At 27.9% G+C, this 24,658-nt stretch carries 25 protein-coding genes and 1 pseudogene; 18 read left to right on the top strand and 8 right to left on the bottom strand.

What is annotated here, in order from left to right; all coding sequences use genetic code 11:
• The 3 genes from AVBRAN9331_RS07355 to AVBRAN9331_RS07345 form a co-directional block, all read right to left on the bottom strand.
• A partial coding sequence (locus AVBRAN9331_RS07355; protein WP_336612718.1) for a cache domain-containing protein occupies positions 1-1,034 on the bottom strand: 1,034 nt, incomplete at its 3' end.
• 63 nt (positions 1,035-1,097) lie between these two features.
• Positions 1,098-2,090: a sensor histidine kinase gene (locus AVBRAN9331_RS07350; RefSeq protein ID WP_214120552.1), complete on the bottom strand. Its 993-nt coding sequence runs from the start codon at positions 2,088-2,090 to the stop codon at positions 1,098-1,100.
• Positions 2,080-2,754 (bottom strand): response regulator transcription factor, encoded by a 675-nt coding sequence (locus AVBRAN9331_RS07345; protein ID WP_239803033.1) that lies wholly within the window; start codon positions 2,752-2,754, stop codon positions 2,080-2,082. The genes AVBRAN9331_RS07350 and AVBRAN9331_RS07345 overlap by 11 nt, the downstream gene beginning before the upstream one ends.
• Before the next feature lie 163 nt (positions 2,755-2,917).
• Between AVBRAN9331_RS07345 and AVBRAN9331_RS07340 the strand changes: the two genes are divergently transcribed.
• Positions 2,918-3,220 carry a c-type cytochrome gene (locus AVBRAN9331_RS07340; RefSeq protein WP_214118628.1) on the top strand — a complete coding sequence of 101 codons (303 nt, stop codon included), beginning with the start codon at positions 2,918-2,920 and terminating at the stop codon, positions 3,218-3,220.
• Between the two features lie 31 nt (positions 3,221-3,251).
• Here the strand turns inward: AVBRAN9331_RS07340 and AVBRAN9331_RS07335 are convergent, their stop codons facing one another.
• A complete protein-coding gene (locus AVBRAN9331_RS07335; RefSeq protein ID WP_239803032.1) occupies positions 3,252-3,716 on the bottom strand; it encodes a YjiG family protein in 465 nt (154 codons plus the stop codon).
• Positions 3,713-4,375 carry a hypothetical protein gene (locus AVBRAN9331_RS07330; protein ID WP_214120551.1) on the bottom strand — a complete coding sequence of 221 codons (663 nt, stop codon included), beginning with the start codon at positions 4,373-4,375 and terminating at the stop codon, positions 3,713-3,715. Before AVBRAN9331_RS07330 ends, AVBRAN9331_RS07335 begins: the two co-directional genes overlap by 4 nt.
• A gap of 100 nt (positions 4,376-4,475) precedes the next feature.
• On the opposite strand from AVBRAN9331_RS07330, the gene AVBRAN9331_RS07325 reads away from it, so the two are divergent.
• The 3 genes from AVBRAN9331_RS07325 to AVBRAN9331_RS07315 all read left to right on the top strand — a co-directional run bounded on the left by AVBRAN9331_RS07325 (position 4,476) and on the right by AVBRAN9331_RS07315 (position 7,870).
• The gene (locus AVBRAN9331_RS07325; protein WP_336612717.1) at positions 4,476-5,567 is read left to right on the top strand and encodes an amidohydrolase; all 1,092 of its coding nucleotides are present in this window, start codon (positions 4,476-4,478) and stop codon (positions 5,565-5,567) included.
• Positions 5,568-5,574: 7 nt separating this feature from the next.
• Positions 5,575-6,726 carry a hypothetical protein gene (locus AVBRAN9331_RS07320; RefSeq protein ID WP_214118621.1) on the top strand — a complete coding sequence of 384 codons (1,152 nt, stop codon included), beginning with the start codon at positions 5,575-5,577 and terminating at the stop codon, positions 6,724-6,726.
• A 97-nt stretch (positions 6,727-6,823) separates the two neighbouring features.
• A complete protein-coding gene (locus AVBRAN9331_RS07315) occupies positions 6,824-7,870 on the top strand; it encodes a hypothetical protein (protein ID WP_214150211.1) in 1,047 nt (348 codons plus the stop codon).
• Positions 7,871-7,921: 51 nt separating this feature from the next.
• Here the strand turns inward: AVBRAN9331_RS07315 and AVBRAN9331_RS07310 are convergent, their stop codons facing one another.
• The 3 genes from AVBRAN9331_RS07310 to thyX are packed head-to-tail and all read right to left on the bottom strand — an operon-like array spanning position 7,922 to position 9,913.
• The gene (locus AVBRAN9331_RS07310; protein WP_214118617.1) at positions 7,922-8,440 is read right to left on the bottom strand and encodes a cysteine hydrolase family protein; all 519 of its coding nucleotides are present in this window, start codon (positions 8,438-8,440) and stop codon (positions 7,922-7,924) included.
• Positions 8,437-9,303, bottom strand: a complete 867-nt coding sequence (locus tag AVBRAN9331_RS07305) for a menaquinone biosynthesis family protein (RefSeq protein ID WP_336612716.1) — start codon at positions 9,301-9,303, stop codon at positions 8,437-8,439. Before AVBRAN9331_RS07305 ends, AVBRAN9331_RS07310 begins: the two co-directional genes overlap by 4 nt.
• Positions 9,290-9,913, bottom strand: a complete 624-nt coding sequence (gene thyX, locus AVBRAN9331_RS07300) for an FAD-dependent thymidylate synthase (RefSeq protein ID WP_336612715.1) — start codon at positions 9,911-9,913, stop codon at positions 9,290-9,292. The genes AVBRAN9331_RS07305 and thyX overlap by 14 nt, the downstream gene beginning before the upstream one ends.
• A 63-nt stretch (positions 9,914-9,976) precedes the next feature.
• Here thyX and AVBRAN9331_RS07295 point away from each other — a divergent pair, with 63 nt between their 5' ends.
• The 14 genes and pseudogenes from AVBRAN9331_RS07295 (at position 9,977) to AVBRAN9331_RS07230 (ending at position 24,602) form a co-directional block, all read left to right on the top strand.
• Positions 9,977-11,146 (top strand): MFS transporter, encoded by a 1,170-nt coding sequence (locus tag AVBRAN9331_RS07295; protein ID WP_214118611.1) that lies wholly within the window; start codon positions 9,977-9,979, stop codon positions 11,144-11,146.
• Positions 11,147-11,159: 13 nt separating this feature from the next.
• On the top strand, positions 11,160-12,215 hold the full coding sequence (gene recA, locus AVBRAN9331_RS07290) for a recombinase RecA (RefSeq protein WP_214118609.1): 1,056 nt from the start codon (positions 11,160-11,162) through the stop codon (positions 12,213-12,215).
• Complete coding sequence (gene eno / locus AVBRAN9331_RS07285; RefSeq protein ID WP_214118607.1) at positions 12,193-13,398, top strand: phosphopyruvate hydratase; 1,206 nt, start codon at positions 12,193-12,195, stop codon at positions 13,396-13,398. The genes recA and eno overlap by 23 nt, the downstream gene beginning before the upstream one ends.
• Positions 13,398-13,667 (top strand): hypothetical protein, encoded by a 270-nt coding sequence (locus AVBRAN9331_RS07280; RefSeq protein WP_214120447.1) that lies wholly within the window; start codon positions 13,398-13,400, stop codon positions 13,665-13,667. The genes eno and AVBRAN9331_RS07280 overlap by 1 nt, the downstream gene beginning before the upstream one ends.
• Positions 13,657-14,409: a UDP-N-acetylmuramate dehydrogenase gene (locus AVBRAN9331_RS07275; protein WP_336609600.1), complete on the top strand. Its 753-nt coding sequence runs from the start codon at positions 13,657-13,659 to the stop codon at positions 14,407-14,409. Before AVBRAN9331_RS07280 ends, AVBRAN9331_RS07275 begins: the two co-directional genes overlap by 11 nt.
• Before the next feature lie 395 nt (positions 14,410-14,804).
• Positions 14,805-16,127: pseudogene (locus AVBRAN9331_RS07270) on the top strand (sodium-dependent transporter); the annotation flags it as partial.
• A gap of 32 nt (positions 16,128-16,159) precedes the next feature.
• Positions 16,160-17,719: a phosphoenolpyruvate carboxykinase (ATP) gene (pckA, locus tag AVBRAN9331_RS07265; RefSeq protein ID WP_214118600.1), complete on the top strand. Its 1,560-nt coding sequence runs from the start codon at positions 16,160-16,162 to the stop codon at positions 17,717-17,719.
• The gene (locus tag AVBRAN9331_RS07260; RefSeq protein WP_336612714.1) at positions 17,716-18,768 is read left to right on the top strand and encodes a hypothetical protein; all 1,053 of its coding nucleotides are present in this window, start codon (positions 17,716-17,718) and stop codon (positions 18,766-18,768) included. The genes pckA and AVBRAN9331_RS07260 overlap by 4 nt, the downstream gene beginning before the upstream one ends.
• Positions 18,755-19,276 carry a ribonuclease HII gene (locus tag AVBRAN9331_RS07255; protein WP_336612713.1) on the top strand — a complete coding sequence of 174 codons (522 nt, stop codon included), beginning with the start codon at positions 18,755-18,757 and terminating at the stop codon, positions 19,274-19,276. The genes AVBRAN9331_RS07260 and AVBRAN9331_RS07255 overlap by 14 nt, the downstream gene beginning before the upstream one ends.
• Positions 19,257-19,883 (top strand): uracil-DNA glycosylase, encoded by a 627-nt coding sequence (locus AVBRAN9331_RS07250; protein WP_336612712.1) that lies wholly within the window; start codon positions 19,257-19,259, stop codon positions 19,881-19,883. Before AVBRAN9331_RS07255 ends, AVBRAN9331_RS07250 begins: the two co-directional genes overlap by 20 nt.
• 64 nt (positions 19,884-19,947) lie before the next feature.
• Positions 19,948-21,774 (top strand): RNA polymerase sigma factor RpoD, encoded by a 1,827-nt coding sequence (gene rpoD, locus AVBRAN9331_RS07245; protein WP_214118593.1) that lies wholly within the window; start codon positions 19,948-19,950, stop codon positions 21,772-21,774.
• Complete coding sequence (locus tag AVBRAN9331_RS07240) at positions 21,771-21,962, top strand: hypothetical protein (protein WP_214118591.1); 192 nt, start codon at positions 21,771-21,773, stop codon at positions 21,960-21,962. The genes rpoD and AVBRAN9331_RS07240 overlap by 4 nt, the downstream gene beginning before the upstream one ends.
• A 382-nt stretch (positions 21,963-22,344) precedes the next feature.
• Positions 22,345-23,265, top strand: a complete 921-nt coding sequence (locus AVBRAN9331_RS07235) for a hypothetical protein (RefSeq protein ID WP_214118587.1) — start codon at positions 22,345-22,347, stop codon at positions 23,263-23,265.
• 329 nt (positions 23,266-23,594) lie between these two features.
• Complete coding sequence (locus tag AVBRAN9331_RS07230) at positions 23,595-24,602, top strand: hypothetical protein (RefSeq protein ID WP_214118586.1); 1,008 nt, start codon at positions 23,595-23,597, stop codon at positions 24,600-24,602.
• Positions 24,603-24,658: the final 56 nt, after the last annotated feature.

Here is a 24,658-nt window from a genome sequence, read left to right as displayed (position 1 = left end):
GCTCCGAATTCATCTTTAGAATTTAAATCAATCTTACTTGCTGTTTTTCTTTCGTGATTTATTAGTGCGAATACTTCTCTTAGACCTTTTTGAATGATTTCAAGTGGGCGTAAAGATTGCTTGATTAATAAATATAAAATAGCTGAAATTATTAGCAATGAGATGATAAACATTGTTAGGTTTTGTTTTAATAAATTATTTAAATTTTCATCAAAATCTTTGTTTTCATTAGTGCTACAAATTGTCCAATTTAATTTATCATAAGTTGTACAAACTGCATTTTTATCATGGTTTTCAAAATTGTATTCAATAGTTTTAAACCCGTTATAATCTTGTGCTTTAGACAATTCTTGTTTAATTGTGTCTATAACAGGATTTTGTTTTAATTCATACTTTGGATTTATATGTAAAGTAAATTGATTGTGTGTATCAAATGCAAATATCGCATTTGTAGCTGAGTATTTTAGTTTTAATACACTATCTTTTAATGGTTTTAGAGTTAAGTCTCCGCCAATTACTCCAATAATTTTTCCATTTTGCATAACCGGAGCATAAATTGTCGCTATAACTGTCTTTAATCTATCATCATAATAAATATCGTCACTTAAATTTACAACTTTATCAACTAAAGCTTCTTTAAACCAATTACGTTCCCTAGCATCAAAATCCTTAATTATATGTGCTGCTTCTTCATTACCCTTATAGAATGTTTTGCCATCTTTAACCTTAGCAAAATATAAAGCATTAAGTCCTGATGGAGAATATAATAAATTTAGTCTTCTTAAAATCATATCTTCATCTGTATCAATATTAACTTCTTCAATAGCTTTAGCAAATTTTGTTAAAAAATTCATCTTACCAGAGAAATATGAATCTACATAGAGCATTGTAGCTTCAAGTGTTTTTTGTTTACCTAAATTAGAATAATTTACAGCGTCATTTTTAGAACTGTTATAATTTAGCAACCCTAATAGAATAAAACAAATAACTAATGGAATGCTTACTAATAGTGGTATTTTGTTAGTTAATTTCATAGATTTTCCTTTAAAAGTAATTGCTTAAATGAAAGATTATAGATATTAAGAATTAATTAAAACTTAATCTTTGTGTTTTGTATTTTTAAATAGTAGTAAAAATTCACTCCCTTTATTTAGCTCGGAATTTAACATTATTTTAATTTTATGTATTCTAGCTATCTTTTTTACTATTGAAAGTCCTAAACCTGTGCCTTTTATTTGTTTGTTTCTGCTTATGTCTTGTCTAAAAAATCTCTCATATATTCTATTTTGAATATCCTTGCTAATGCCTATACCAGTGTCTTTTATAGATAAAACTATGTGTTTTTTGTTTATATTCAAACTAATAATTATTTTGCCATTATCTATATTATATTTAATCGCATTATCAATTATATTATAAAGCATAGTTTTTATTAGTTTTTCATTGGAAAAAAATATAAACTCATCTATATTCATAAGTATTTTTATATTTTTTTCACGGATTTTAAAATCTAATTCTTTAATAATTTGACTTAAAACATTGCTTATATTTACATTTGTCATCTCAAAATTATTAACTTCATCTAAAAATGATAATTTAATAATCTCATCAATCATCTCAAGTAAAGCACTTGATTGATTGTAAATTGTATCTATGAATTGCTTTTCATCTTCTTTTTTTACTAGATTATTTTTAAGCATTTCAGAGCTTAACATTATTGAAGTAAGTGGAGTTTTTAACTCGTGAGTAACATTTGCACTAAACTCAGCTCTTATCTTTTTAAATTGTTTATTATGTTCTTTTACTTGAGATAAAAAAGTCTTTAATTCATTGTATTGAAATGATTTATCAAGCTCGTTTATGTCAAGTTCGTATAATGGTTTTACTATGCTTTTGCTTATAAAATATGCAAGAGTTAAGCTAAGTAATGTTATTAGTAAAAATACTAAAAATATTGTTTTAAAAATTTCTATTTTAAAATCAAGATTTATAAAATAAATATTATCAAAAACGCTAAAAATCGCTGCTTGTAATAGTATCAAAACAAAAAATGAAACAAAAAATATAGCAAAAAATATCCTAGTTCTCATAAGCTATTTTATATCCTACTCCACGAATTGTTATTATGTATTTTGCATAATCTTTTAATTTATTTCTTAAAGTATTTATGTGTATATCTAAAGTCCTACTTGAAATATTTGCTCCCCAAATCTCTTTTAATAAATCTTCTTTTTTAAGGCAAATGTTTTGGTTTTTAATGAGTTTTGTAAGTAATTCAAATTCTTTTAAAGTAAGGTTTATTTCTTCTTCATTAATGCTTACTATTCTAGTTTTTAGGTTAATTTTTAAATCTTTAAAAATGATTTCATTATTACAATCAATTCTTCTTAAAATATTTCTAATTCTTGCTAGGAATTCTAAAATAGAAAAAGGCTTAGTAATATAATCACTTGCTCCTAAATCAAGACCTTTTACTTTATCGTTTTCTTGATTTAACGCACTTAGTAAAATTACTTCAATAGCTTTTGTTTTTTCATTAGATTTTATTTTTTTTAGGATACTAAAACCATCTTCGCAAGGTAGCATAATATCAAGCACTAAAATATGTGGAATTTGATTGTTTAATTCGCTAAAAAGCTCTTTTGCATTAATTAAACTAATGACTTTAAAACCACTGCTTTCTAAAGCATATTTTATTAAGTTATTAATGCTTAAATCATCTTCTAAAACATACACCAAAGGTAAATCTTGCATAAGTTATCCTAATTAAAAAATATTTAAAATATTACAAAAAATAAGTAAGAAAAATAATATGAAAATAATTATTAATTTAAATAAATTCTAAATATTAAATTAATTTTGGTTTGTTTATCAAAAAGGAATACAATTTCACTCATTTTTTAAAAAAGGAGACAAAATGAAAAAAGTATTATTAAGTTTAGCAGCATTATCTTTATTAAGCACTGCAGCAATGGCTAATGATGGAGCTACATTATTTAAAAAATGTATTGCCTGTCATGGTAAAGCAGCTGAGAAAAAAGCTCCAGGTGCAGAAATTATCATCAATACTTTAGATGAAAAAACAATTTTAGAAGCTTTACAAGGTTATAAAGCTGGAACATTTGGTGGAAAAGCTAAGAAAACTATGGAATTACAAGTTAAAAATCTTAGCGAAGATGATATGAAAGCATTAGCTGCTTATATCGTAACTTTAAAATAATTCTTAAGTTCAGGAGCAATCCTGAACTCTTTTACAAACTAACAACAATTTTCATCATAAACATACAAATAAAAGCATTTAAAATACTTGTTATTATTAGTAGTATCCAGTATTTTTTAGCAACTCCTGCAACAGCTAATAATCTTCCTAAATACTGAAGTTGAGCTCCCATTAAAAATATAGCAGGTAAAACTATGCTAACGCCAATATTATCAATAATCCCATTTGCATATAAATTAACAGCAATTCCAACTCCAGCTGAAGTGCTAAGCCACGCTGATAAAAGTATAGTAATTGCTTCTCCTGGTAAGCCAAAAATATTCATAATAACGCCACAATAATCTCCTAAGAATTTCATAACTCCTAAGATTTTTAACATTTCAGCTATTACATAAGCCATTAAAACATTAGGAATTAGATTGTATAAAGCGATATTAAAACCTTTTTTAGCACCTACTATAAAAATATCTAATGGGTTTTTGCTCTCATTATTCATTCAAAATCCTTTTTATAAAATGTATTTAAAACTATTCTTACAAAAATAGCTCCTACGAATTTCATAATTAGCATTAATATAAGTGGAATTATTGGTAAGCATACTAAATGTCCTAATAATGCTGAACCTATTGCAAAAAAGTTATTAATCATACCAGCCCCACTATATTGCCAAGCGCAAATTACTACTAAATCTTTATCGTTTATATAATTTTTATCTCTTGCTTCTTTACTCATAGCAGCACCTGCATCTGTGCTTTGTAAATCAGTAATTAATATAAGCCCACATAATCCAGGAACTCCTAAAATAGGTTTTAAAATAGGATTTAATAATTTTTGAGCAGCCTTAATAGCTCCATAATGCTCCATTACTTCAATTACTCCAAGTGCAAGCATTACAGCAGGAATTAAGCTAAATGCAAATAAAAATCCAGCCCTAGCACCACTTCCACCATCTCCTATGAAAGTTGTAGCTTTTATATTAGCTTCATCTAGGATTTTTGGGATTTTACCAAAACCACCTGTTAAAGTAGAAAAATCAAAAGCCTTTAGCATATCATGTCCTGCTAAAAGTCCTGAAAAAAATAAGATTAAAAATATTAAAGCAAGATAAGCACTAGGTTTTACTTTTCCTACTTCAAATTCTGTAGCTTTTTGCATACTACTCCTTTTAAATAAAATAAAGTTTTTATTCTACAATATTTTTTAAGAAAACAATAAGAAATAGTTATTAGTATTTATATTTTTTAAAGGAGTTAATATGGAAGTTATCAAACATTATGAGTATTTACACGAAATTCCAGAGCTTGGATTTAAAGAATTTAAAACGAGTGAGTATTTAAAAACTACTCTTAAAAATGCAGGTTTTAGTATAACTAATCTAGGAGATACAGGTTTTTATACGGAGTTAGGAAGTGGTAGCAAGGTAATTGGACTTAGGGCTGATATTGATGCTTTAGGTCATATAATTGATGATAAAGCTTGTGCAAGGCATACTTGCGGGCATGATGCACATATGTCTATGCTACTTAGTGCAGCTTTAATGGCAAAAGAGCAAAATATCATTAAAAATAACAAAATAAGATTTATATTCCAACCTGCTGAAGAATTAGGCAGTGGGGCTTTAAAAATGATAGAATTAGGAGCTTGTGAAGGTTTAAGTTCTATTTTTGGAATGCATATTCGCCCAATTCAAGAATGCCCAAGTCCTAAAGCAATAGCTTCAATGTATTATGCAGCAAGTTCAGCTATAAAAATTACTATTAAAGGCAAAGCAGCTCACGGAGCAAGACCACATTTAGGAATTAACGCAATTGATGTAGGTGTTAGCATTATTGATGCTGCGAGAAAAATTTATATAGACCCAAATAAACCAAGTAGTATAAAAGCAACTAGATTTATATGTGATAGTGGGGTTACTAATTCAATTCCTAGTGAAGCTATTTTGGTATTTGATTTAAGAGCTCAATATAATGATAGTATGCAAGAGATGAAAGAAAAACTTGAAAAAATCATAACAAATATAGCAAATGCTTATGATGCTAAGGTGAGTTTTGAATACTTAATTAATATTCCCGCAGCTGTAATTAACAAAGATTTAGCTAAGATTTGCGAAAAAGTTATAAGCAATACTTTAGGAGAAGAGAATTTAATCAAAGAGCAATTTACACCTGGTGGGGAAGACTTTTTCTTCTATCCTATTAAACTAGGCATTCCATCAGCATTTATGGGCTTAGGAGTTGATTGTGCTCCTGGACTTCATCATCCCGAAATGAGTTTAAATAAAAATGCCTTAGAAAATGGTGTTAAATTGTGGCTTAATTTAATGCTTGAGCTTGAGAATTTAAAATAGGAATTAGATGAATTATAAATTAGGCGTTATTTTATTAATTGATTTATGCGTTTTATTGTGGCAAAACAGCTTTTTAAGTATTAGCCCTTATGAATTAAACGAGCTTAGCTCAAATAGTTTTAATGGGCTTTTTGCTAATTTTGCCTTAAGTGTTTTTGGCAATGAAAATATAAGATTTGCTTATATAATCTTGCATATTTTAAGCAATATTTTGCTATATAAAATATCAATTAAATACCTTAAAAATAACGCCTATATATCTAATATTATCTTTAATCTTACTCCAGGAAGCCTTGCTTCAGCATTACTAATTAATCCTGCAGGAATTATTATATTTACTTCATTACTTCTTGTATATCTTGCTATAAAAAGGCAATTTTATATATTTTATGGGGTATTGATTGCTTGTATTTATATTGATAAAGCTATGATTTCATTATATATTGCTTGTATTTTTTATGCTTATTTTAATAGATTATCAAAGTTATTAATTTTATCAATTTTACTAATGTTTGCTACTTTTATAATGTATGGATATGATTTTTCAGGCAGACCTAGGGGGTATTTTTTAGACTCACTTGCTATTATGTCGGCTGTGTTTTCTCCGCCTTTATTTTTGTATTTTTTCTATACGATTTATTATATTAGTTTTAAGGGTAAAAAGGACTTGCTATATTGTATAAGTGCGAGTGCTTTTATAATATGCTTATTATTATCATTTAGACAAAAGCCAGAAATTGCCGAGTTTTTACCATTTTTACTACCTGCTATACCTTTAATAATTGCTAATTTTTTAACTTCTTTTAAAGTGCATTTACCACAATTTAGAGCAAAACATAATGTGATATTATTTTTTGTATTAATTTCTTTAGTGATTAGCTTTTTATTTGTGATATTTAATCCATTTTTATATAGATTTGTTGATGAAAACGAGCATTTTGCTAAAAATTATCATTTAAATAAAGAATTAGCAAAAGAGCTAAAATCACAAGGCATTAATGAAATTAGTGTTCGTAATGATAATTTTAAAGTATTAGAATTTTATGGGATTTTGCCTTGTTATCAAAATTGCAAAATAATCACTCCTTGTGAAAAAGGAAATATCAATATAAACTTTTTTGCTAAAGAATTTTCATTTTGTTTAAAGAATGAAATTTAATATAAATATATAAGTAATTATTGTAATAATTTTCAAAAATTTTTAAGTATCATTAAATAAAATTAAACGAAAATTAATTATTTAAAAAGGAGATTTAATGCAAGTTAATTTATCTAATATTTATAATAATACTTATCATAAAATGGGCGAGAGTTTTGGTGGAGTAAAGAGTGAAAGCGAATTAAAACAAATTGATGAAAATATCAAAAATAATAAAATTGATGATATAAAAACAGGCAATAATAGTGGCAATAAAATCTATTTTGAAAGTAAAAATGGCATAAGTTCTGCAAGTATTAGTGATGAGAGTTTAGATAAATTAAAAAGCCATTTTGATAGCAAAGACTTTTATAAGCGTGAAGATGGCAGTATTATTTTAAATGGTAATGCAGAAAAATATATAAGTGGTTGGTTTAGTGACATTGCTTATGCTAGGGGATATGTAGCTGCTAATAAAAACAATAATGATTTTTTAAATAAAGATGAATTATTAGAGCTTAATGTAGTAGCTAAGTTTAGTTTAGATGGAACAAATCCGCAAAATTATCAAAGCTATCAAAAAATTGAGCGTTTTTTAGCTGATAATACTACGATTTTAGATTCTGTGCCTAAAAATATTGATGAAGCATTAAATCAAACAATATTATCAAATAGTGATTTTGATGATACGATAACTTTAGGTGAGAGCGAAGAATTTGCAGCTAATAAAAATCCACAAAACCTAAACACACAAAATACAAGCACTCAAAATGTAAATCTAGCATCAAATGAAATAAAAAGTACTAATGTTGATGATGAAGAAGCAAAGAAAAAGCAAGAAATCGCAAACGCACTATCAAGTCTAACAAGGATTAAAAACACAATTAATACAAACGGAGTAAAAGCACTTAGCAAGGCTGATTTAGATAAACTTGAAATCTTAAACATTGACCCAAATTCATTGCAAAATCCTCAACTTTTAGAGCAATTTAACAAAGCTAATGATAAAGCTAACGAGCATTACGCTAATTTTTTAAATGTTGATAAGACTTATATAGATGAGAAAATGGCAAAAAGTGATGAGTTTTTAGGTGATTTTACTCACGATAGTGCTGATATAGTAAAAGATTTGCTAAAGAATAAAACACTAGATAAATTAGCATAAATTAATATTATTTAATTCAAATTCAATTTTAGAATTTGAATTAAGTATTTTTTAAATAATATTTATATGAAGACTTTTTAAAATATCTAAAGCCTTTTGGTGCAAGTCTTCATCATAACTAGCGGTTGCGTTTTTATCTATAAAAATATTTGCATTAGGAAGTGCAGATTTTGCAATTACTGCATTTGATAAGACGCAAATATTGCTTACAAGTCCAACAATTTCAATATTTTTATAATTTTTATTGCTTAGATAATTTCCAAGTTCAATTGAGCCAAAAGTATTTTTATAAAAGCATAAATGGTTTTTAGAAAACTCATTTAATTTCCCATAAATTTCTATCCCATTTGTGCCTTTAATACAATGTTTAATAGGTAGATTTTGCCCTTCTATAGTGTCTAAATAATCATCATTATGTGTATCAATAGTAAAGATTATCTCATCATTGTTTTTAAGATATTTTTCATATTTTTCTAAGATGATATTTTCTAAATTCTGTGCCTTTAAAAACCCTAAAGAGCCTGTTACAAAATCATTTTGAAAATCTACTATTATTAAAAGATTTTTCATGAATTTCTTAAGCTTTCGTATTCGCTTGGAATTAGATTAAGCCTTACATCACAAGGACTAAATCCAACTCGCTCACCTAATTTAAACAATACTTCAAGTGATTTTATTTGCTCATCTTTTAAGCTAATACTATCATCGTTTGCATAAAGACTTAGATATTTATTAAGCTCATCTTCATTTACTCTCACTTCGTTTTTGCCAAGCAATATACGACTTAATAAAGCTTTATTTTGAGTAGCGACTTTTACTGCACGAGTTAGCTCATTTTCAATTTTAATTGCATCGCTTAGCATTAAAGAACGGCGTATTGCCATTCCACCAAGTGGTAAGGTAAGCACTTCGCCACATTCAGCCTTGCAAAACTCCGCCCAAATATCCCAAATCTCACGCTCAACTCTTAATTTATCACTAAAATTAAGAATACTCTCATGTATTAACACCCCAGCATCTACACTACCATCTAAAACAGCTTTTTCTATATCTAAAAAGTTCATATAAGTAATTCTTGCATTAGGATATGCTAGTTTAAAAATTAAAGCATTTGTGGTATTTTCCCCACTTAAAGCCACTTTAAAATTAGGTTTTAAAATCTTATCTTTTAGAGTGATGAGTTTTGGACCATAGCCATTGCCAAAACTAGTAGCACATCTTAGCAAGGCGTATTCGCTTTGAATTTTAGGATACACAGCAAAAGAAATTGCACAAACATCATAAATATTATTTAAACTTGCTTTATTTAGCGTTTCTATATCATCAGCAACGCTAGTATAATTAAACTCCGAACTTATCCAACCATAGCGAATTGCCGCATACATAAAAATATCATCAGCATCAGGGCTATGAGCTAGGCTAATTTGCTTCATTTAAACAACCTTTAAAAATGAATTTATGCTCTTTAGGTAAAGCTTCATAGATATTGTAAGCTAGCTCTCTAATCTCTTTAAGTGCAGCTTTACTAGTTCTAAGAGTTAAGAAATTTTGTAAAGCTCTTGCATTTATACTCCAAGTAAGCTCGGTTTTATAACATTCTGGCAAGGCATATTTTGCAATATCTTGTGTCATTCCTTCGGTATTTAAAATAATTCTTAGTTTTTCTAAAGCACAAATACTAGCATTATCAACCAAGCGATTTCCAGTTAGCACAATATATTTTTGTGCATTAGCAAAATCAAATTCCTTAAACTCACTTTCATTTCTTAGTTCTTTTAGAGTATATCTAGTGCTTTTTACTGATAAACTTGCGTGGCGATGTCTTGCTAATTCTTGCAAACAAGCTCTTGAAATGCCTTGAATATAAAAATTATAATTTAAATGTTCAAGCGTGCTAGAGTGCTTATAAATATTTCCGATACGATTTATTAGTTCGCAGTCTTTTTCTCCTCCGTTATCGCTTTTATCAAAGCTTTGCCAACAAGTTCTCATAGCGTGAGAACAGATATTTAGTGGGGTGTAATTAAGTAGTGTAATTCTCATTATTTGCCTTTAATTTGATTTTTTTCATTATAGTTTTTTTATATAAATCTTAAGGAAACTTCAATGAATATGCTAAAAATCTCAATTTTAAGTATTTCCTTAGCAACCGTTACAGGTGGAGCTGCCGTTGCACCTGCTTTAGGACTTATTGCTAAGCATTTTTCAAATGATAGTGAATTACTTATTAAATTAATTATTACTTTACCTTCACTTTTTATTATCTTTTCAAGCTTAATTTTTGCAAAATTAGCAAATTATTTAAGCGTTAAGCAACTTGCTTTTATAGGTTTTATATTGTTTATAGTTGGCGGGGTTGCTCCGTTTTTCTTAGATGACATAATTCAGGTTTTGGTGTTTAGAGCGATTTTAGGCTTAGGCACTGGCTTTTTAATGCCATTAAGTGTTTCTTTACTTGGCTTTTTATTTAAAAAAGAAGAGCAAGGAAAACTAATGGGACTTAGTGCAATGTGTAATCAATTAGGAGCAGTTATTACCGTTAGTTTTTCTGGCTTTTTAGCGTCAATTTCTTGGCAATATAGCTTTTTAATATATCTTTTTGCTTTGGTTTTATTTGTTTTAAATATGATTTTTTTACCTAATATAAAAATAGCGGAGAAGAAAAAGAAAATAGATTTAAGAAATATAAAAAATCTTAGTGGAATTTATATTAATTTATTTTTAGTCCAAGTTTTGTTTTTTAATTTTACGAATAATTTTTCAATAATTTATCAAAAAGAGCAAATTATTAGCGCAAGTTTTATTGGTGTAATTATGGGATTTAATGGCTTGTTTGGTGCAATTGCTTCTATGAATTTACATAAAGTTGTCAAAAAAATTAGAACAAAAATCAAAATCTTAGGAGCATTTATTTATATTTTAGCCTTTTTACTTTTTGCTATAAGATTTAGCGAACATATAGAAATCGCAGGAATTAATTTAATGCTAATAATAGGAATAATTGCAGCTATTTTAAATGGTCTTGCAGTTGGCTTTAGCTTACCATTTTTGTTTTCACAAATTAGCACTAGAAGTAAAAAACAAAACCTAGCTACAAATATGGCATTAGCTAGTATTGCGACATTTAGCGGACAATTTTCTAGTCCATTAATAGATGAATTATTAGAACATATTTTCAATCTTCATCATCCAAGAGACGCATTTTTAATAGCTATGTTTATTGCAATATTCTTATTTATTTATAATCTTAGGTTAAAAATCAAATTAAGAAATTAAAAAAAGGAAAGGTATGGCAAAAGCAAAAGAAACAGCAGTAATTGAAGATAAGGCAAAAGCCCTTGAAGCTGCATTAAAAGGCATTAATAAAGCTTGTGGAGAAGGTGCTATTGTTAGATTTGGAGATAAGCCTATTGTAAAGGCTGAGCCAATTTCTACAGGCTCACTTGGGCTAGATATTGCACTTGGAATTGGTGGAGTTCCTAAAGGAAGAATAGTAGAGATTTATGGGCCAGAAAGTAGTGGTAAGACAACGCTAACACTTCAAATCGTAGCTCAAGCTCAAAAGATGGGTTATACTTGTGCTTTTATTGACGCTGAACACGCACTTGACCCTGTATATGCTAAGAATTTAGGCGTAAATATTGATGATGTTTTAGTATCTCAACCAAGTTGCGGAGAAGAAGCATTAGAGATTGTAGAACGCTTAGCAAGTAGTGGAGCGGTAGAGCTTATAGTAGTAGATAGTGTTGCTGCACTTACTCCTAAGGCTGAAATTGATGGAGAGATGGGAGATACTCATGTAGGTCTTCAAGCAAGACTTATGAGCCAAGCTTTAAGAAAACTTACTTCAGTAGTTAGCAAGATGAACTCAATGGTAATTTTCATAAATCAAATTCGTATGAAAATAGGTCAAACAGGTTATGGAAGCCCAGAGACAACAACGGGTGGAAATGCACTTAAGTTCTATGCAAGTGTAAGAATTGATATTAGAAAAACTGCTACATTAAAACAAGGCGAAGAGCCTATTGGAAATAGAACAAAAGCAAAAATAGTTAAAAATAAAGTTGCACCTCCATTTAAAACAGCAGAATTTGATATTATGTATGGAGAAGGCATTAGCTACGAAGGCGAATTAATTGATTATGGTATTAAGCTTGATATTGTAGATAAAAGTGGTGCTTGGCTTAGCTATGGTGGTAATAAACTAGGTCAAGGTAGAGAAAATGCTAAAATTTTCTTAAAAGAAAACAAAGAAATAGCAAATGAAATTGCAGAAAAAATTAAAGCTAGTATAGGCGATGATATTACATTAGAAGGAGAAGTTGGTGAAAATAGCGAAGATTGATGCACTTGAAGTGCTAGATAGTAGGGGTAATCCTAGCGTTAAGGTTAAGGTAGTTTTAGAAAATGGTATTAGTGGTGAAGCAATAGTTCCAAGTGGTGCTAGCACAGGGATTAATGAAGCTTTAGAATTAAGAGATGGTGGGAGCTATTTCTTCGGTAAAAGTGTAAGTAAAGCAGTAAATAATGCTAAGCATGTTGCAGCTGGACTAATAGGCAAATGCGTATTTAATCAAAGAGAAATTGATGAGCATTTATTAGCAGTTGATGGCACGAGTAATTATTCTAGCTTAGGTGCTAATGCAGTTTTAGGAATTTCAATGGCAGTTGCAAAAGCAGGAGCAAATGCTAGTAATTTACCATTATATAGATATTTATGTGGAGAGTTTAACGCACTTCCTACACCTATGCTAAATGTATTAAATGGTGGAGCTCATGCTGATAATAATATAGATATTCAAGAGTTTATGTTGCTTCCAACAGGTTTTGATACTTTTAAAGAAAAATTATTCTCAAGTGCAATTACTTATCATACTTTAAAAGATATTTTAAAGAAAAAAGGCTTAAGCACAGCATTAGGAGATGAAGGTGGATTTGCACCTAATTTAAGAAGCAATGAAGAAGCTATTGAATTATTACTAGAAGCTATTAATAAAGCAGGTTTTAGTGGCAAAATCAATCTAGCATTAGATGTTGCAGCAAGTGAGCTTTATAGTGATGGAAAATATGATTATGAGGGCAAAAAGTTAAGCAGCGATGAGATGATTAATGAATATGAAAAATTATTAAAATATCCTATTTTAAGCATAGAAGATGCACTTGCAGAGCAAGATTATGAAGGCTGGGTTAATTTAACTAAAAAAATCGGCTCAAGAACACAATTAGTAGGAGATGATTTATTTGTAACTAATGTTAAATTATTACAAAAAGGTATTGATGAAGGTATGGCAAATGCGATTTTAATCAAGCCTAATCAAATCGGCTCAATCTCTCAAACAATAGATGCTATTAAACTAGCTCACGCAAATGGCTATAATACTATAATGAGCCATAGAAGTGGGGAGAGCGAAGATAATTTCATAGCTGATTTTTCATTAGTTTGCAAGTATATTAAAACAGGTGCTCCTGCAAGGGGAGAAAGAACAGCTAAATATAATAGATTGCTTGAAATTGAAGCAGGATTTTAATGCAAGAATTATTAGACAATCATAATTATAAAAAGTCTAATTTAAAGATTTTTACAAAGGGCATTTTAGAAATTGCCCTTTATGTATTTATTTTATTTTTTGGGCTTTTTGCGATATTGTTTTCTAAATCATCAATAGAGACAACTATGATGCTAGATACAAGGATAGAAAAGCTAAAAAATCAAATATACGAGCTTAATAAAACCAATGCACAATTGCAAAAAGATTATTTTGAATTGCTAAGCATTCAAGGCGATTATGATAATTGATTTTTCAAAATACTCAAGCGTAAAAATCGGCGCAAATTGTGAAGTAAAAGTAATTGATGAGATGATTAAACACGATTATTTAGTCATTGGAAATGCTAGTAATTTGCTAATCAATCAGCCTAAAAATCTTGCAATTTTAGGCAAAAAATACGAATATATTAAAGAATATAATGATTATTTAGAAATAGGGGCTAGAACTAGCTCATATAAATTATTTAATTATTGTAAGAAAAACAATCTAACAGGTTTAGAATTCTTATCACACCTACCAGGACAAATGGGCGGCATTACTAAAATGAATGCAGGAATGAAAGAATTTGAAATAAAAAATTATATTTTAGAAGTAAATGTTGATAATGAATGGATTAATCCAAATTTTACTTATAGAAATAGTGATATAAAAGGCACAATTTATGCTATTAGGCTTAGATTAAACAAAGGTTTTAGCCTTGAATTAGTAGAGCAATTTAGCAAAATGCGAGAAAATCAGCCAAAAGGTGCTAGTTTTGGTAGTATTTTTAAAAACCCACAAGGCTTTAGTGCAGGAGCATTGATTGATAAAGCAGGGCTTAAAGGCAAGGTAAAAGGCGGTGCAAAGATTAGCGAAATGCACGCAAATTTCTTAATAAATTTTAATAAAGCTAGTTTTGAAGACGCATTGTATTTGATAAATCTAGCACAAGATGAGGTTTTAAAGCAATTTAACATACTTTTAGAACCTGAAGTTCTTATTTTAAATTAAATTCCAATATAAAAATATTTCAAAAAATTTTTAATTTATTTACTTTTGTTAATGGGGGGGGGTATTATAATCATTATCAATTTAAAAATTTAATAAATTATTTATATTCTAAGGAATTTGTTTTGAATATTTTCAAAATTATCATATTTGTATTGATTTTAGTAGGTTTATTGACATTTACGGCTTATTTTATTTTGCTTAGTTTTGAAATTATTTAAAGATTTTATCTTATTGTTTTAGGCAATTAACCCTAAAATATCATTAAAATTAATATTTTTATTAAAAATATACAAATAATTTTTAATTTCCTTGCATTTTGCTATCTTTTAGGTTATTATTTTGGCTTATTTTTTTAAAAAAGGAGATTATTATGAGGAGTTTACTTTGGCTCAGCTAGGAGCACTTTTTCTAAAGTAGGTTTTGTTTTAGCTCTTGCGGGTGGTGCTGTTGGACTTGGAAATGCGTGGAAATTTCCTACAATGGTTGGGACTAATGGTGGTTCTGCCTTTGTTTTACTTTATTTATTCTTATGTTTAACCTTAGGTTTATCTTTATTTTTAGCAGAAATTGCATTAGGAAAAATTACTAAAAGTGATTTAGCTACAAGTTATTTTACCCTTGCTAGATTTAAGCCAAAATTATGCAAAATGGGTGGGGTTTTTATGCTTACTGGAATACTTGTATTATCGTTTTATTTAGTGGTTTTATCTTTAGTATTTCACTATATATTTTTAAGTTTTTCTTTACCTAATACCTTAGATGAAGCAGGAACGCTTTTTAATAATGCAATAGGCGAGAATTTATTTATTAGCATAATTTGCTTTAGCATTTGCTTTTTTATGACTATTTATATAGTTAGTCGCGGGATAATTAATGGGATTGAGAAATTAAATGTGATTTTAATGCCTGCATTATTTGTAATACTTTTATTAATGCTAGGTTTTAGCTTTACTCAAGATGGATTTTTAGATGCGTGTGAGTTTTTATTTAAACCTGACTTTTCTAAATTAGGGCTTAATTCTTTGCTTGATGCTTTAGGACTTAGTCTTTTTACTTTATGTCTTGGGATAGGTTGTATTAGCACTTATGCTGCTAGTTTAGATGAAAAAACTAATATTTTAAAATCAAGTTTATTTGTAGTGTTTATAAATCTTTTAATAGGTCTTATGATGGGACTTATTGTTTTTACTTTTGTATTTAAATTCGGAGCAAATCCTAATGAGAGTGGAGCAGGACTTGTATTTGTTAGCCTTGCTACTTTATTTTCAAAATTTGGTTTTTTAGGCGAAATTTTATCATTTAGCTTTTTTATAGCTTTATTTTTTGCAGGAATTACGAGTGCTGTTTCTATGATTGAGCCATTTACTTTTTATCTTGAAAATAAAATGAGTAGAAAAAAAGCTTTGATTATTATTGGAATTTTTGTTTATATAATAGGTATTTTAGCTCTTCTTGGAATGGCTAATAAGCTTAGCTTTAATACTTTTGATGCTTTAGATTTTTTCACAAGTAATATAATGCTTCCTTTAGGAGTGTTGTTTTCTAGTATTTATGCTGGATTTTTAATGAAAAGATATTCATTCTTTAAAATCTTTTTACCTATATTTGGCAAAAATTTAACTAAGTTTTATTTTATTTTTTTAAGATTTGTAACACCAATTATAATAATTTTGATATTAATTAATAATTTTTACCCCTTAGGAAGTTTTTTAAAGTAGAATTAGGCAATTTTTATTTACAGGAGTTAAAAATGTTAGAAGATTTAGGCATAAAGCCGGAGAAGATTTTTTACAATTTAAGTTATGATGAGTTAAGAGCTCACGAGTTAGAGTGCCGTGAAGGTGAAGTTTGTCAAAATGACACATTTGCAGTTGATACAGGTATTTTTACGGGTAGAAGCCCTAAGGATAAGTATTTTGTAAATTCTCATCCATCAAGTGAAAATATAGCGTGGGGCAATGTAAATAGGGCTTGCACTAAAGATATTTTTGATGATAATTTAAGAAGAGCAAAAGAATATTTAAATGGCAAAAAGCTTTATGTTATGGATGTATTTTGTGGAGCTAGCCTTGATAGTAGAAAAAAAATAAGATTTATAACAGAAATTGCGTGGCAAGCACATTTTGTTAAAAATATGTTTATTCGCCCAAGTGATGAAGAACTTAAAGACTTCAAACCTGATTTTGTAATCATAAATGCGTGCAAATTAAAAAATGAAATGTATAAATATCAAGATTTAAATAGCGATGTATTCGTAGGATTTGATATAGAAAATAACATAGGATTAATTCTTGGCACTTGGTATGGTGGCGAGATGAAAAAAGGTGTGTTTTCTATGATGAATTACTGGCTGCCTTTACAAGGTAAGATGAGTATGCATTGTAGTGCGAATGTTGGTAAAGATGGAGATGTTTGCTTATTCTTTGGTCTTAGTGGCACAGGTAAAACTACTCTTAGCACAGACGCAAATCGTGCTTTAATAGGTGATGATGAGCATGGTTGGGATGATAATGGTGTGTTTAACTACGAAGGTGGTTGTTATGCAAAATGTATTAATCTTGACCCAAATAGTGAGCCTGAAATTTACGCAGCGATTAAGAGAAATGCTTTACTTGAAAATGTAGTTATAACTTGCACTAAAGAAGTTGATTTTTGTGATGCTAGTAAGACAGAAAACACTCGTGTAAGCTATCCAATAGAGCATATTGAAAATCACGAACCAAGCTTAAAAGCAGGTCATCCATCTAATATAATTTTCTTATGTGCTGATGCTTTTGGCGTTTTACCTCCTGTATCAAAACTAAACAACACTCAAGCAATGTATTATTTTTTAAGTGGATATACTGCAAAAGTTGCAGGAACTGAGCGTGGTATAAAAGAGCCTGTTGCTACATTCTCTGCTTGTTTTGGCGAACCATTTATGCCGCTTAGTCCTAGTGTTTATGCGAAATTATTGGGCGAAAAGATTAAAAAACACAATGTAAATGTATATTTAGTAAATACCGGTTGGAGCGGTGGAAGTTATGGCGTTGGTAAAAGAATGAGTATAAAAGCAACTAGGTCTTGCATTAACGCTATTTTAGATGGCTCTATTCAAAATTGTGAATATTACAATTATGATGTATTTAATTTAGCAGTGCCAAAGAGTTTAGATGGGGTTGATGAAAGATTATTAAATCCTATTAAAACTTGGGAAAATGAAGCTGATTTCATAGCTACAAGAGATAAATTAGCAAAAATGTTTATAGAGAATTTCAAAAGATACGGCGATAAGGCTAATGAGTTTTTAGATGCTAGTCCTAAGCTATGAGCCTAGATAGTTTTTTACAATTTAAAATAAACAAAGATGGTTTAAAACCAAGAAAACTAGATACCTTACCACGATTTGCCCTAATTTATGGGGCAATTTCTAGTGGTAAAAAATCTTTAGCATTTTATAATTTAGATGAATTTACTTATATTAATATGAGTGATTTAAGATTTATAAATGCTGATTTTAAAAGCTTCATAGAAAAAAATAAAATCAAAAATCTAATAATAAATGAGCCTTTTTTAGAATTTGAATTAGGAAATTTAGAGCGTTGTTATATATTAAGCTCTAATAAAAATTATTCTTATAAAGACTTTATTAAAATAAGGCTTAATTTTTTAGATTATGAAGAATTTATTTCATTTTCAAAGAAAAATTATAGCCCTAGCGAGCATTTATCAAATTATTTATTATTAGGGCAAAATCCTGCCAATGTGGATTTAGACCCACTTAACGCTGCTTTAAATACTCAAGCTATTTTAAAACAACATTTAAGCGAAAACGAAATAATCACTCTTAAAGAATTAGCTTTAAAAATAGGCGTTCAAACAAGTATTTTAAGTCTTTTTAGTGAGTTTTTAAAACATAAAAAAATAGCAAAAAATGATTTTTTTAAATGCGTTTATTCTTTAGAAGATAGATTTTTATTGCATTGGGTAAAGCATATTAAAAAAAATCTAAAAAAACCTTATTTTTATGATTTTTCAATGAAAAACTCACTTAGTTTTAAAAAGGATTTTTCTAAAACTTATGAGAATTTAATAGCTAATGAACTTTTGATGGTTTATGATGAGATTTTTTATGATGATGATATAAATTTTATTATTAGTTCGGCTAGTTTAGGAATACTATGCGAAGCTTTTACTAATAAAGATTTTATAAAACTAAAAAGCAAAAAATTAAGCAAAAAAGCCAAAGAATTAGAGCTTAAAAATATCTTAGTTTTATCATTAAACGAGCAATTTAATTTCGTTAATGATGAAATTAGATTTATAGGACTTACTTTAAATACTTGGCTAATTTCAAAGGAATTAAATGATTGGGATTGACGAAGCTGGGCGTGGAGCGTTTGCGGGTCCATTAGTGCTTGCAGCTTGTAAGCTAAAAATAAATATAAACGAATTAAATGATAGTAAAAAACTAAGTGCAAAAAAGCGTGAGAATTTGTATGAGATAATTAAACAAAACTCTGATTATTTAGTAGTTTTTGTTGATAATGAATATATAGATTTAAATGGAATTAGAGCGGCTTATCAAAAAGCTTTAGGAGAAATTATAGAGCATTTTGAAAAAGATGAATTATTATTTGATGGTAATACTGATTATGGAATGGGTATAAAAACTCTAATAAATGCTGATGAGATAGAGCCTTGCGTTATGGCTGCTAGTATTTTAGCTAAGGTTAGTAGGGATAATTTTATGGCTAATTTAGATGATAATTTATATGATTTTAAATCTCATAAAGGCTATGGAACCAAAACTCACATAGAAGCTATTAAAATTTACGGCTTAAGTTTATTACATAGAAGGAGTTTTTGTGCTAAATATAGTAGATGATTATTTAGCTACTGCTAAGGGTCAAGAGCTTTTAAATGCTTTAGATTACGAATATGAAAATAATATAATTTATCCACAAAAAAAGGATTTATTTAAAGCCTTTAAATTATGTGAAATTCCAAAAGTAGTGATTATAGGACAAGACCCATATCACGATGGAAGTGCTGATGGTTTAGCGTTTTCATCTAGTATTAAAATTCCACCTAGTTTAAGAAATATTTTTAAAGAAATCTTAAATGATTATCCAAATGAAGCTGTATTTTTACAAAGTGATTTGAGCTATTTAGCAAGACAAGGCGTGGCATTATTAAATGCAAGTTTAAGCGTGCAAAAGAGCAAACCTAATTCTCACAAGCATTTATGGGAAGATTTTTTCCTTTATGTTATACAAAGGATTAGTAATGATTATGATAATTTAGTCTTTATGTTGTGGGGGAGTTTTGCAAATAATTATGCAAAATATATTAATACTAAAAGGCATTTAATATTAAGCTCAGCTCATCCAAGCCCACTTGCAAGGGGTAAATTTTTTAACAATCAACATTTTTTAAAATGTAATGAATACTTAAAATCAAAAAATAAAAGCCTAATTAATTGGTTAGAATAGTTTTTAATAATGCTTAATTTATTAATCTTTTGTATAATGTAAGTTTTTTCAAAAAGGAGCAAAAATGGCAGATTTAGATAAAGAATTAGAGGTTTTGTTTAAGGACAATACAGATGATTATTTAACTTATGAGATGATAGTTAAGTTATTTAAAAAAGCTCCAACAGCAGCAAATATAAAGACTATTAAGAATTTAGTAAAAGAATATAATGTAAATCTTCTAAGCTCGGCAGAAATTGCTAAAATGAGAAATCTAAAAGAAGCAAAAGAAAGAGCAAAACAAAGAGAATTATTAAGAGAAAATGAATTAGAAGGCGATTTAAGCAAAGATTATGATTTAAGCGAAATTAGTAGAAGTGAAAGCCCTGTTAGAATGTATTTAAGAGAGATGGGGCAGATTGATTTGCTTAGCAAAGAAGAAGAAGTTGAAATAAGCAAAAGAATTGAACTTGGCGAAGATATTATAATTGACGCTTTTTGTAGCGTTCCTTATCTAATTGATTTTATATTAGACTATAAAGATGCTTTAATTAATCGCGAGCGTCGTGTGAAAGAATTGTTTAAGAATTTTGATAATGATGAAGATGAAAATGAAGAAGATTTAGAAGAAGATGAATTAGATGATAGCGATGAAGAAAGAAAGCCTGTAAAATCTTTAAAAGAAGATAAAAGAGCAATTAAAGTCATTGAAAGCTTTAAAGCTTTAGAAAAGGCAAAAAAAGAATGGTTAAAAAGCTCACACAAAGAGCAACTTAGCAAAGATGAATTACAAAATCATATAAATATTGCTTTCAAAAAGAATATTTTAAAAGAAAAATTATTAGCTTTAGGGCCAACTTCTAAACTAATTAATGAAATCGTAAAATCTATGGAAACGGTTTTAAAAAGTGATGTAGATTTTGATAAAGAATTAAAACGCTTAGAATATCGTTTGCCTATGTTTAGCGATGAATTAAAAGAAAGACATAAAAAAATCTTAGATAATATTACCAATTTAAGTAAAGAAGAAATCACAGAATTAGCTTTAGAAAATACCATGGTTAGCACTTATATGGAGATTAAAAAGCTATTCCAGACAAAAGAAGCTAGTGAAAATTGCTTTGATATGGATAAAGAAAGATTAAAAGAGATTTTAGAGCAAATCAAGCGTGGTAAAAATATTAGCGATACTGCAAAAGGTAAGATGGCTAGGTCAAACTTAAGATTAGTTGTAAGTATTGCTAAACGCTATACTAATCGTGGTTTAGCATTTCTTGACCTTATTCAAGAAGGAAATATCGGTCTTATGAAAGCGGTTGATAAGTTTGAATATAAGCGTGGATATAAATTCTCAACTTATGCTACTTGGTGGATTAGACAAGCAATTAGCCGTGCGGTAGCTGATCAAGCAAGGACAATTAGAATTCCAATCCATATGATTGATACGATTAATAAGATTAATAAATTTAGTAAAAAGCGTGTGCAAGAATGTGGAAAAGAGCCTACAATTGATGAAATTGCTAAAGAAATCGGTATGAGTGAAGATAAGGTTAAACAAGTTATGAAAATAGCAAAAGAACCTGTAAGTCTTGACGCACCTGTTGGAAGTGATGATGATGGAAGATTTGGTGATAGCGTAGAAGATAGAAGTAGCATTAGTCCGCTTGAGCATATTTTAAAAGAAGATTTAAAAGAGCAAATAAATGGAGTTTTAGAGCAACTTAATGAAAGGGAAAAAACCGTTATTAAACTTCGTTTTGGACTAACTGATGATGAGAGTGATAGAACTCTTGAAGAGATAGGAAGTGAGTTAAAAATCACTCGTGAGCGTGTAAGACAAATAGAAAGCACAGCTATTAAAAAACTTAAATTCCCTAAATACGGAAAACAATTAAAAGGAGCAAGTTCGTGAAAAAATATGAAATATTTAATGTAAATTGCTCTCATTGTGTTAAAAAAATTAAAGATAATTTAGAAGATGAGTTTAATAATATTACTTTTAGTGATGATTTAAAAACAATTATCATTGATTGTGATGATAAAGATTATCTTAGCAAATGCTTAGAAGAACTTGGCTTTAAATTAGGCAAAGAGATTTGAATTTCAAAAGGCTTTTTAAAAATTATTATTAAAAAGCCTTTTTTATAGCGGTAGAATTTATAAAGCAAAAAAACAATCAATTTTATTTTAATATTAGTTAAGATTATAAGCTAAATAACGATTTGAGATTAAATCTAGGTTATGAAAGAATTTTCGGTGCTGATTTGAATATTAACAATCAATTTAACATAGCTATAAGATATATTCTAAAACATTTCTAACATTGCTAGGGGTTAATATTAAATATTTTTTATTACTAAACGAAACAATATAATTATAAATCATAAAATAATATTAATAATTTTATAAAGCTTGAGTTATAATGCAAAAATTATTTTATAAATAATATTAATTTATTTGAATATATATATAGGTTGTTTAAATGAGATTATCAAATACTAATATTACTAAGCCTATTTTGAATGTTGTGTGTAAAGATATTAGAGCTTTAAACCAAGTTGTTTTTAATCAAGCAGAGCAAGTAAAGGCTACTGATGTAAAAAGCATATATAATACCGAGTATAAAACTAATAAAAATGATTTTTATAATACTTATTTTTCTTTTAATCAAAAAACAATAGGATTTGATTTAAGCAATAAAAATCGTGAAAAATTACAAGAATTTTTTAATGAAGATAATTTTAAATATTTTGATGATAAATTGATTTTGCAAAAAGACGCTGCTTCTTATGTTGGTTCTTGGTTTAATTATGTTGCTTTTAAGCAAAACTATTTAAATGCAGATATTAATAAAAATGGTGTTTTAAATAAAACTGAAATGTTAGATATAAAACTTCAATTTCCAAATAGCAATGTTTTTACTAATATTAGTAAAACTGATATAGATTGTCTGGAGCTTTTAGGAGAATTGCAAAACTATACAAGTATTAGTAATATGATGAATTATTATATTCAAGATGATAAAAATTATGATTTAGCAATAACAGGTCTGGAGAAAAACGGAGTAGCTGGGATTAATTATGTAGTAGAAATAATTATGAATAATATTGATAAAAATAAATTGCAACAAAGTATTACTAAAGCAACTCAAGAAGACATTAAAAGACAAAGCGATTTAGCCAATGCTCTTATAAAAATAAATAATGATGATTATAGTAAGCTTAGTGAAGATGAGAAAAAAATCTTAAATTCTTTAAATATAGAAATTAATCTAATAAATATAATAGGTGAAGATAAAATAAATGAATTAGTTAAAAATAATAAATTAGATGATTTTATAGATTTTACTAAAGACTTTTTAGAAGAATTAAATAATATAAAATTAATTAACATTAAGGTTTAAAATATTTTTTTTAATTTAATGTTACTAAAAGTTACAATTTATCAAGATATTAAATAAAATAGTAATAGTATTAAATAAAATCAAATTATAATAATTCAAATCAATTTTAATATATTTAATTTCACAAAAATACTAGTTCGTATCATAAGTTTTGGTATTTTAAGATAGCTTTTTTGTAAGTATTCTAAAAGATATTAAAGACCAATTAATTGTGGTTATAGCTATAAATATCGCAAGTATATGTGTATGAATTATTGATTTAATGGCAGACTTTATTGCCGTTATGTTTTTAAATATTTAATTAAAGTAATAAACATTAAGGATTATTTATGAAACACTATATTAACAATACTTCTAACACTCCAATTATGTGGCAAGATAATATTGCTAAAAAAGAGTTAAGCACACAAGAACTAGCAAGTATAAATGCTAGTATAAAGAGCAATTCTTTTAGCGTTAAAACAAATAGAGCACAAGATTATAATACTTATTTTAAATTTGGTAATGAAAACATTGGAGTGAAATTAAATGAAGCTAGTATTGAAAAATTAAAAGATTTTTTTGATGAAGATAATTTCATTAAAACTAATAAAGGAATTATTTTAGATAAAGATGCAGCTTCTTATGTCGCTGGATGGTTTAGTGATATTGCATATAAACAAAAATTTCTTGAATCAGATATTGACAATAACGGAGAATTAACTCACAAAGAAGCAAGGAATACATTAAGTGGATTTGATGAAGATGCAGTTCTCATAAGCGATGAAAAAACCAAAGAAAAATATATAGTTTCAAATTCTATTACGAAAACTTATAAGAAAAGTGATTTTTTACCAAAAAATGATGGTTATTATTCAGATATTTCAAATTCTATCAATGATGCTATAAGAGATGATAAAAATCTTGATGGTATTATTACATTTGGTGAGTTTATGGATGTAGGTGAAAAGGGATATTTTGAAGATTTTATGAGCGAAAGTGGCTCTAGTGCTCCTGCAATTAGCCTTGATGATTTGATAAATGGACTTACTAAGCATTCTAGGCAGCTTGCCGAAAAAGCTGAAGAAAAATTAACTGAAGTAATAGCCAAGATTAAAAAGCTTGGAGTTGATAAGTTAGACCAAAGTGATAAAGATGTATTAATTCAACTAGGAATTGACCCTGCACCTTATGAGAGCGAATTTAAATTAAAACAGATTATAAGTGATAAACTAAATATAAGTCCTGATAAAGTAGAAAGCCTAGCAAGTGAAAATAAATTAGATGATTTTGTAAATTTTAGTGGAAATTTTGCAATAACTCTTAGTGAAACAAAATTACTTGATATAAAAGCTTAATTTTTAATTTAAATTCTTTGTAATAAAATGGGCTAGTTTAGGGTAATAAACATTAA

Source organism: Campylobacter sp. RM9331, assembly GCF_020137685.1.
Taxonomy (GTDB): Bacteria; Campylobacterota; Campylobacteria; order Campylobacterales; family Campylobacteraceae; genus Campylobacter_E.
Note: the sequence above shows the minus strand (reverse complement) of the source record. Positions and strands in the feature narration are given on the sequence as shown.

Excerpts from the sequence above, each read along its gene's own strand:
- AVBRAN9331_RS07350 (WP_214120552.1), bottom strand. The coding sequence starts at position 2,090 with ATGAGAACTAGGATATTTTTTGCTATATTTTTTGTTTCATTTTTTGTT.
- AVBRAN9331_RS07345 (WP_239803033.1), bottom strand. The coding sequence starts at position 2,754 with ATGCAAGATTTACCTTTGGTGTATGTTTTAGAAGATGATTTAAGCATT.
- AVBRAN9331_RS07340 (WP_214118628.1), top strand. The coding sequence starts at position 2,918 with ATGAAAAAAGTATTATTAAGTTTAGCAGCATTATCTTTATTAAGCACT.
- AVBRAN9331_RS07335 (WP_239803032.1), bottom strand. The coding sequence starts at position 3,716 with ATGAATAATGAGAGCAAAAACCCATTAGATATTTTTATAGTAGGTGCT.
- AVBRAN9331_RS07330 (WP_214120551.1), bottom strand. The coding sequence starts at position 4,375 with ATGCAAAAAGCTACAGAATTTGAAGTAGGAAAAGTAAAACCTAGTGCT.
- AVBRAN9331_RS07325 (WP_336612717.1), top strand. The coding sequence starts at position 4,476 with ATGGAAGTTATCAAACATTATGAGTATTTACACGAAATTCCAGAGCTT.
- AVBRAN9331_RS07320 (WP_214118621.1), top strand. The coding sequence starts at position 5,575 with ATGAATTATAAATTAGGCGTTATTTTATTAATTGATTTATGCGTTTTA.
- AVBRAN9331_RS07315 (WP_214150211.1), top strand. The coding sequence starts at position 6,824 with ATGCAAGTTAATTTATCTAATATTTATAATAATACTTATCATAAAATG.
- AVBRAN9331_RS07310 (WP_214118617.1), bottom strand. The coding sequence starts at position 8,440 with ATGAAAAATCTTTTAATAATAGTAGATTTTCAAAATGATTTTGTAACA.
- AVBRAN9331_RS07305 (WP_336612716.1), bottom strand. The coding sequence starts at position 9,303 with ATGAAGCAAATTAGCCTAGCTCATAGCCCTGATGCTGATGATATTTTT.
- thyX (WP_336612715.1), bottom strand. The coding sequence starts at position 9,913 with ATGAGAATTACACTACTTAATTACACCCCACTAAATATCTGTTCTCAC.
- AVBRAN9331_RS07295 (WP_214118611.1), top strand. The coding sequence starts at position 9,977 with ATGAATATGCTAAAAATCTCAATTTTAAGTATTTCCTTAGCAACCGTT.
- recA (WP_214118609.1), top strand. The coding sequence starts at position 11,160 with ATGGCAAAAGCAAAAGAAACAGCAGTAATTGAAGATAAGGCAAAAGCC.
- AVBRAN9331_RS07280 (WP_214120447.1), top strand. The coding sequence starts at position 13,398 with ATGCAAGAATTATTAGACAATCATAATTATAAAAAGTCTAATTTAAAG.
- AVBRAN9331_RS07275 (WP_336609600.1), top strand. The coding sequence starts at position 13,657 with ATGATAATTGATTTTTCAAAATACTCAAGCGTAAAAATCGGCGCAAAT.
- pckA (WP_214118600.1), top strand. The coding sequence starts at position 16,160 with ATGTTAGAAGATTTAGGCATAAAGCCGGAGAAGATTTTTTACAATTTA.
- AVBRAN9331_RS07260 (WP_336612714.1), top strand. The coding sequence starts at position 17,716 with ATGAGCCTAGATAGTTTTTTACAATTTAAAATAAACAAAGATGGTTTA.
- AVBRAN9331_RS07255 (WP_336612713.1), top strand. The coding sequence starts at position 18,755 with ATGATTGGGATTGACGAAGCTGGGCGTGGAGCGTTTGCGGGTCCATTA.
- rpoD (WP_214118593.1), top strand. The coding sequence starts at position 19,948 with ATGGCAGATTTAGATAAAGAATTAGAGGTTTTGTTTAAGGACAATACA.
- AVBRAN9331_RS07235 (WP_214118587.1), top strand. The coding sequence starts at position 22,345 with ATGAGATTATCAAATACTAATATTACTAAGCCTATTTTGAATGTTGTG.
- AVBRAN9331_RS07230 (WP_214118586.1), top strand. The coding sequence starts at position 23,595 with ATGAAACACTATATTAACAATACTTCTAACACTCCAATTATGTGGCAA.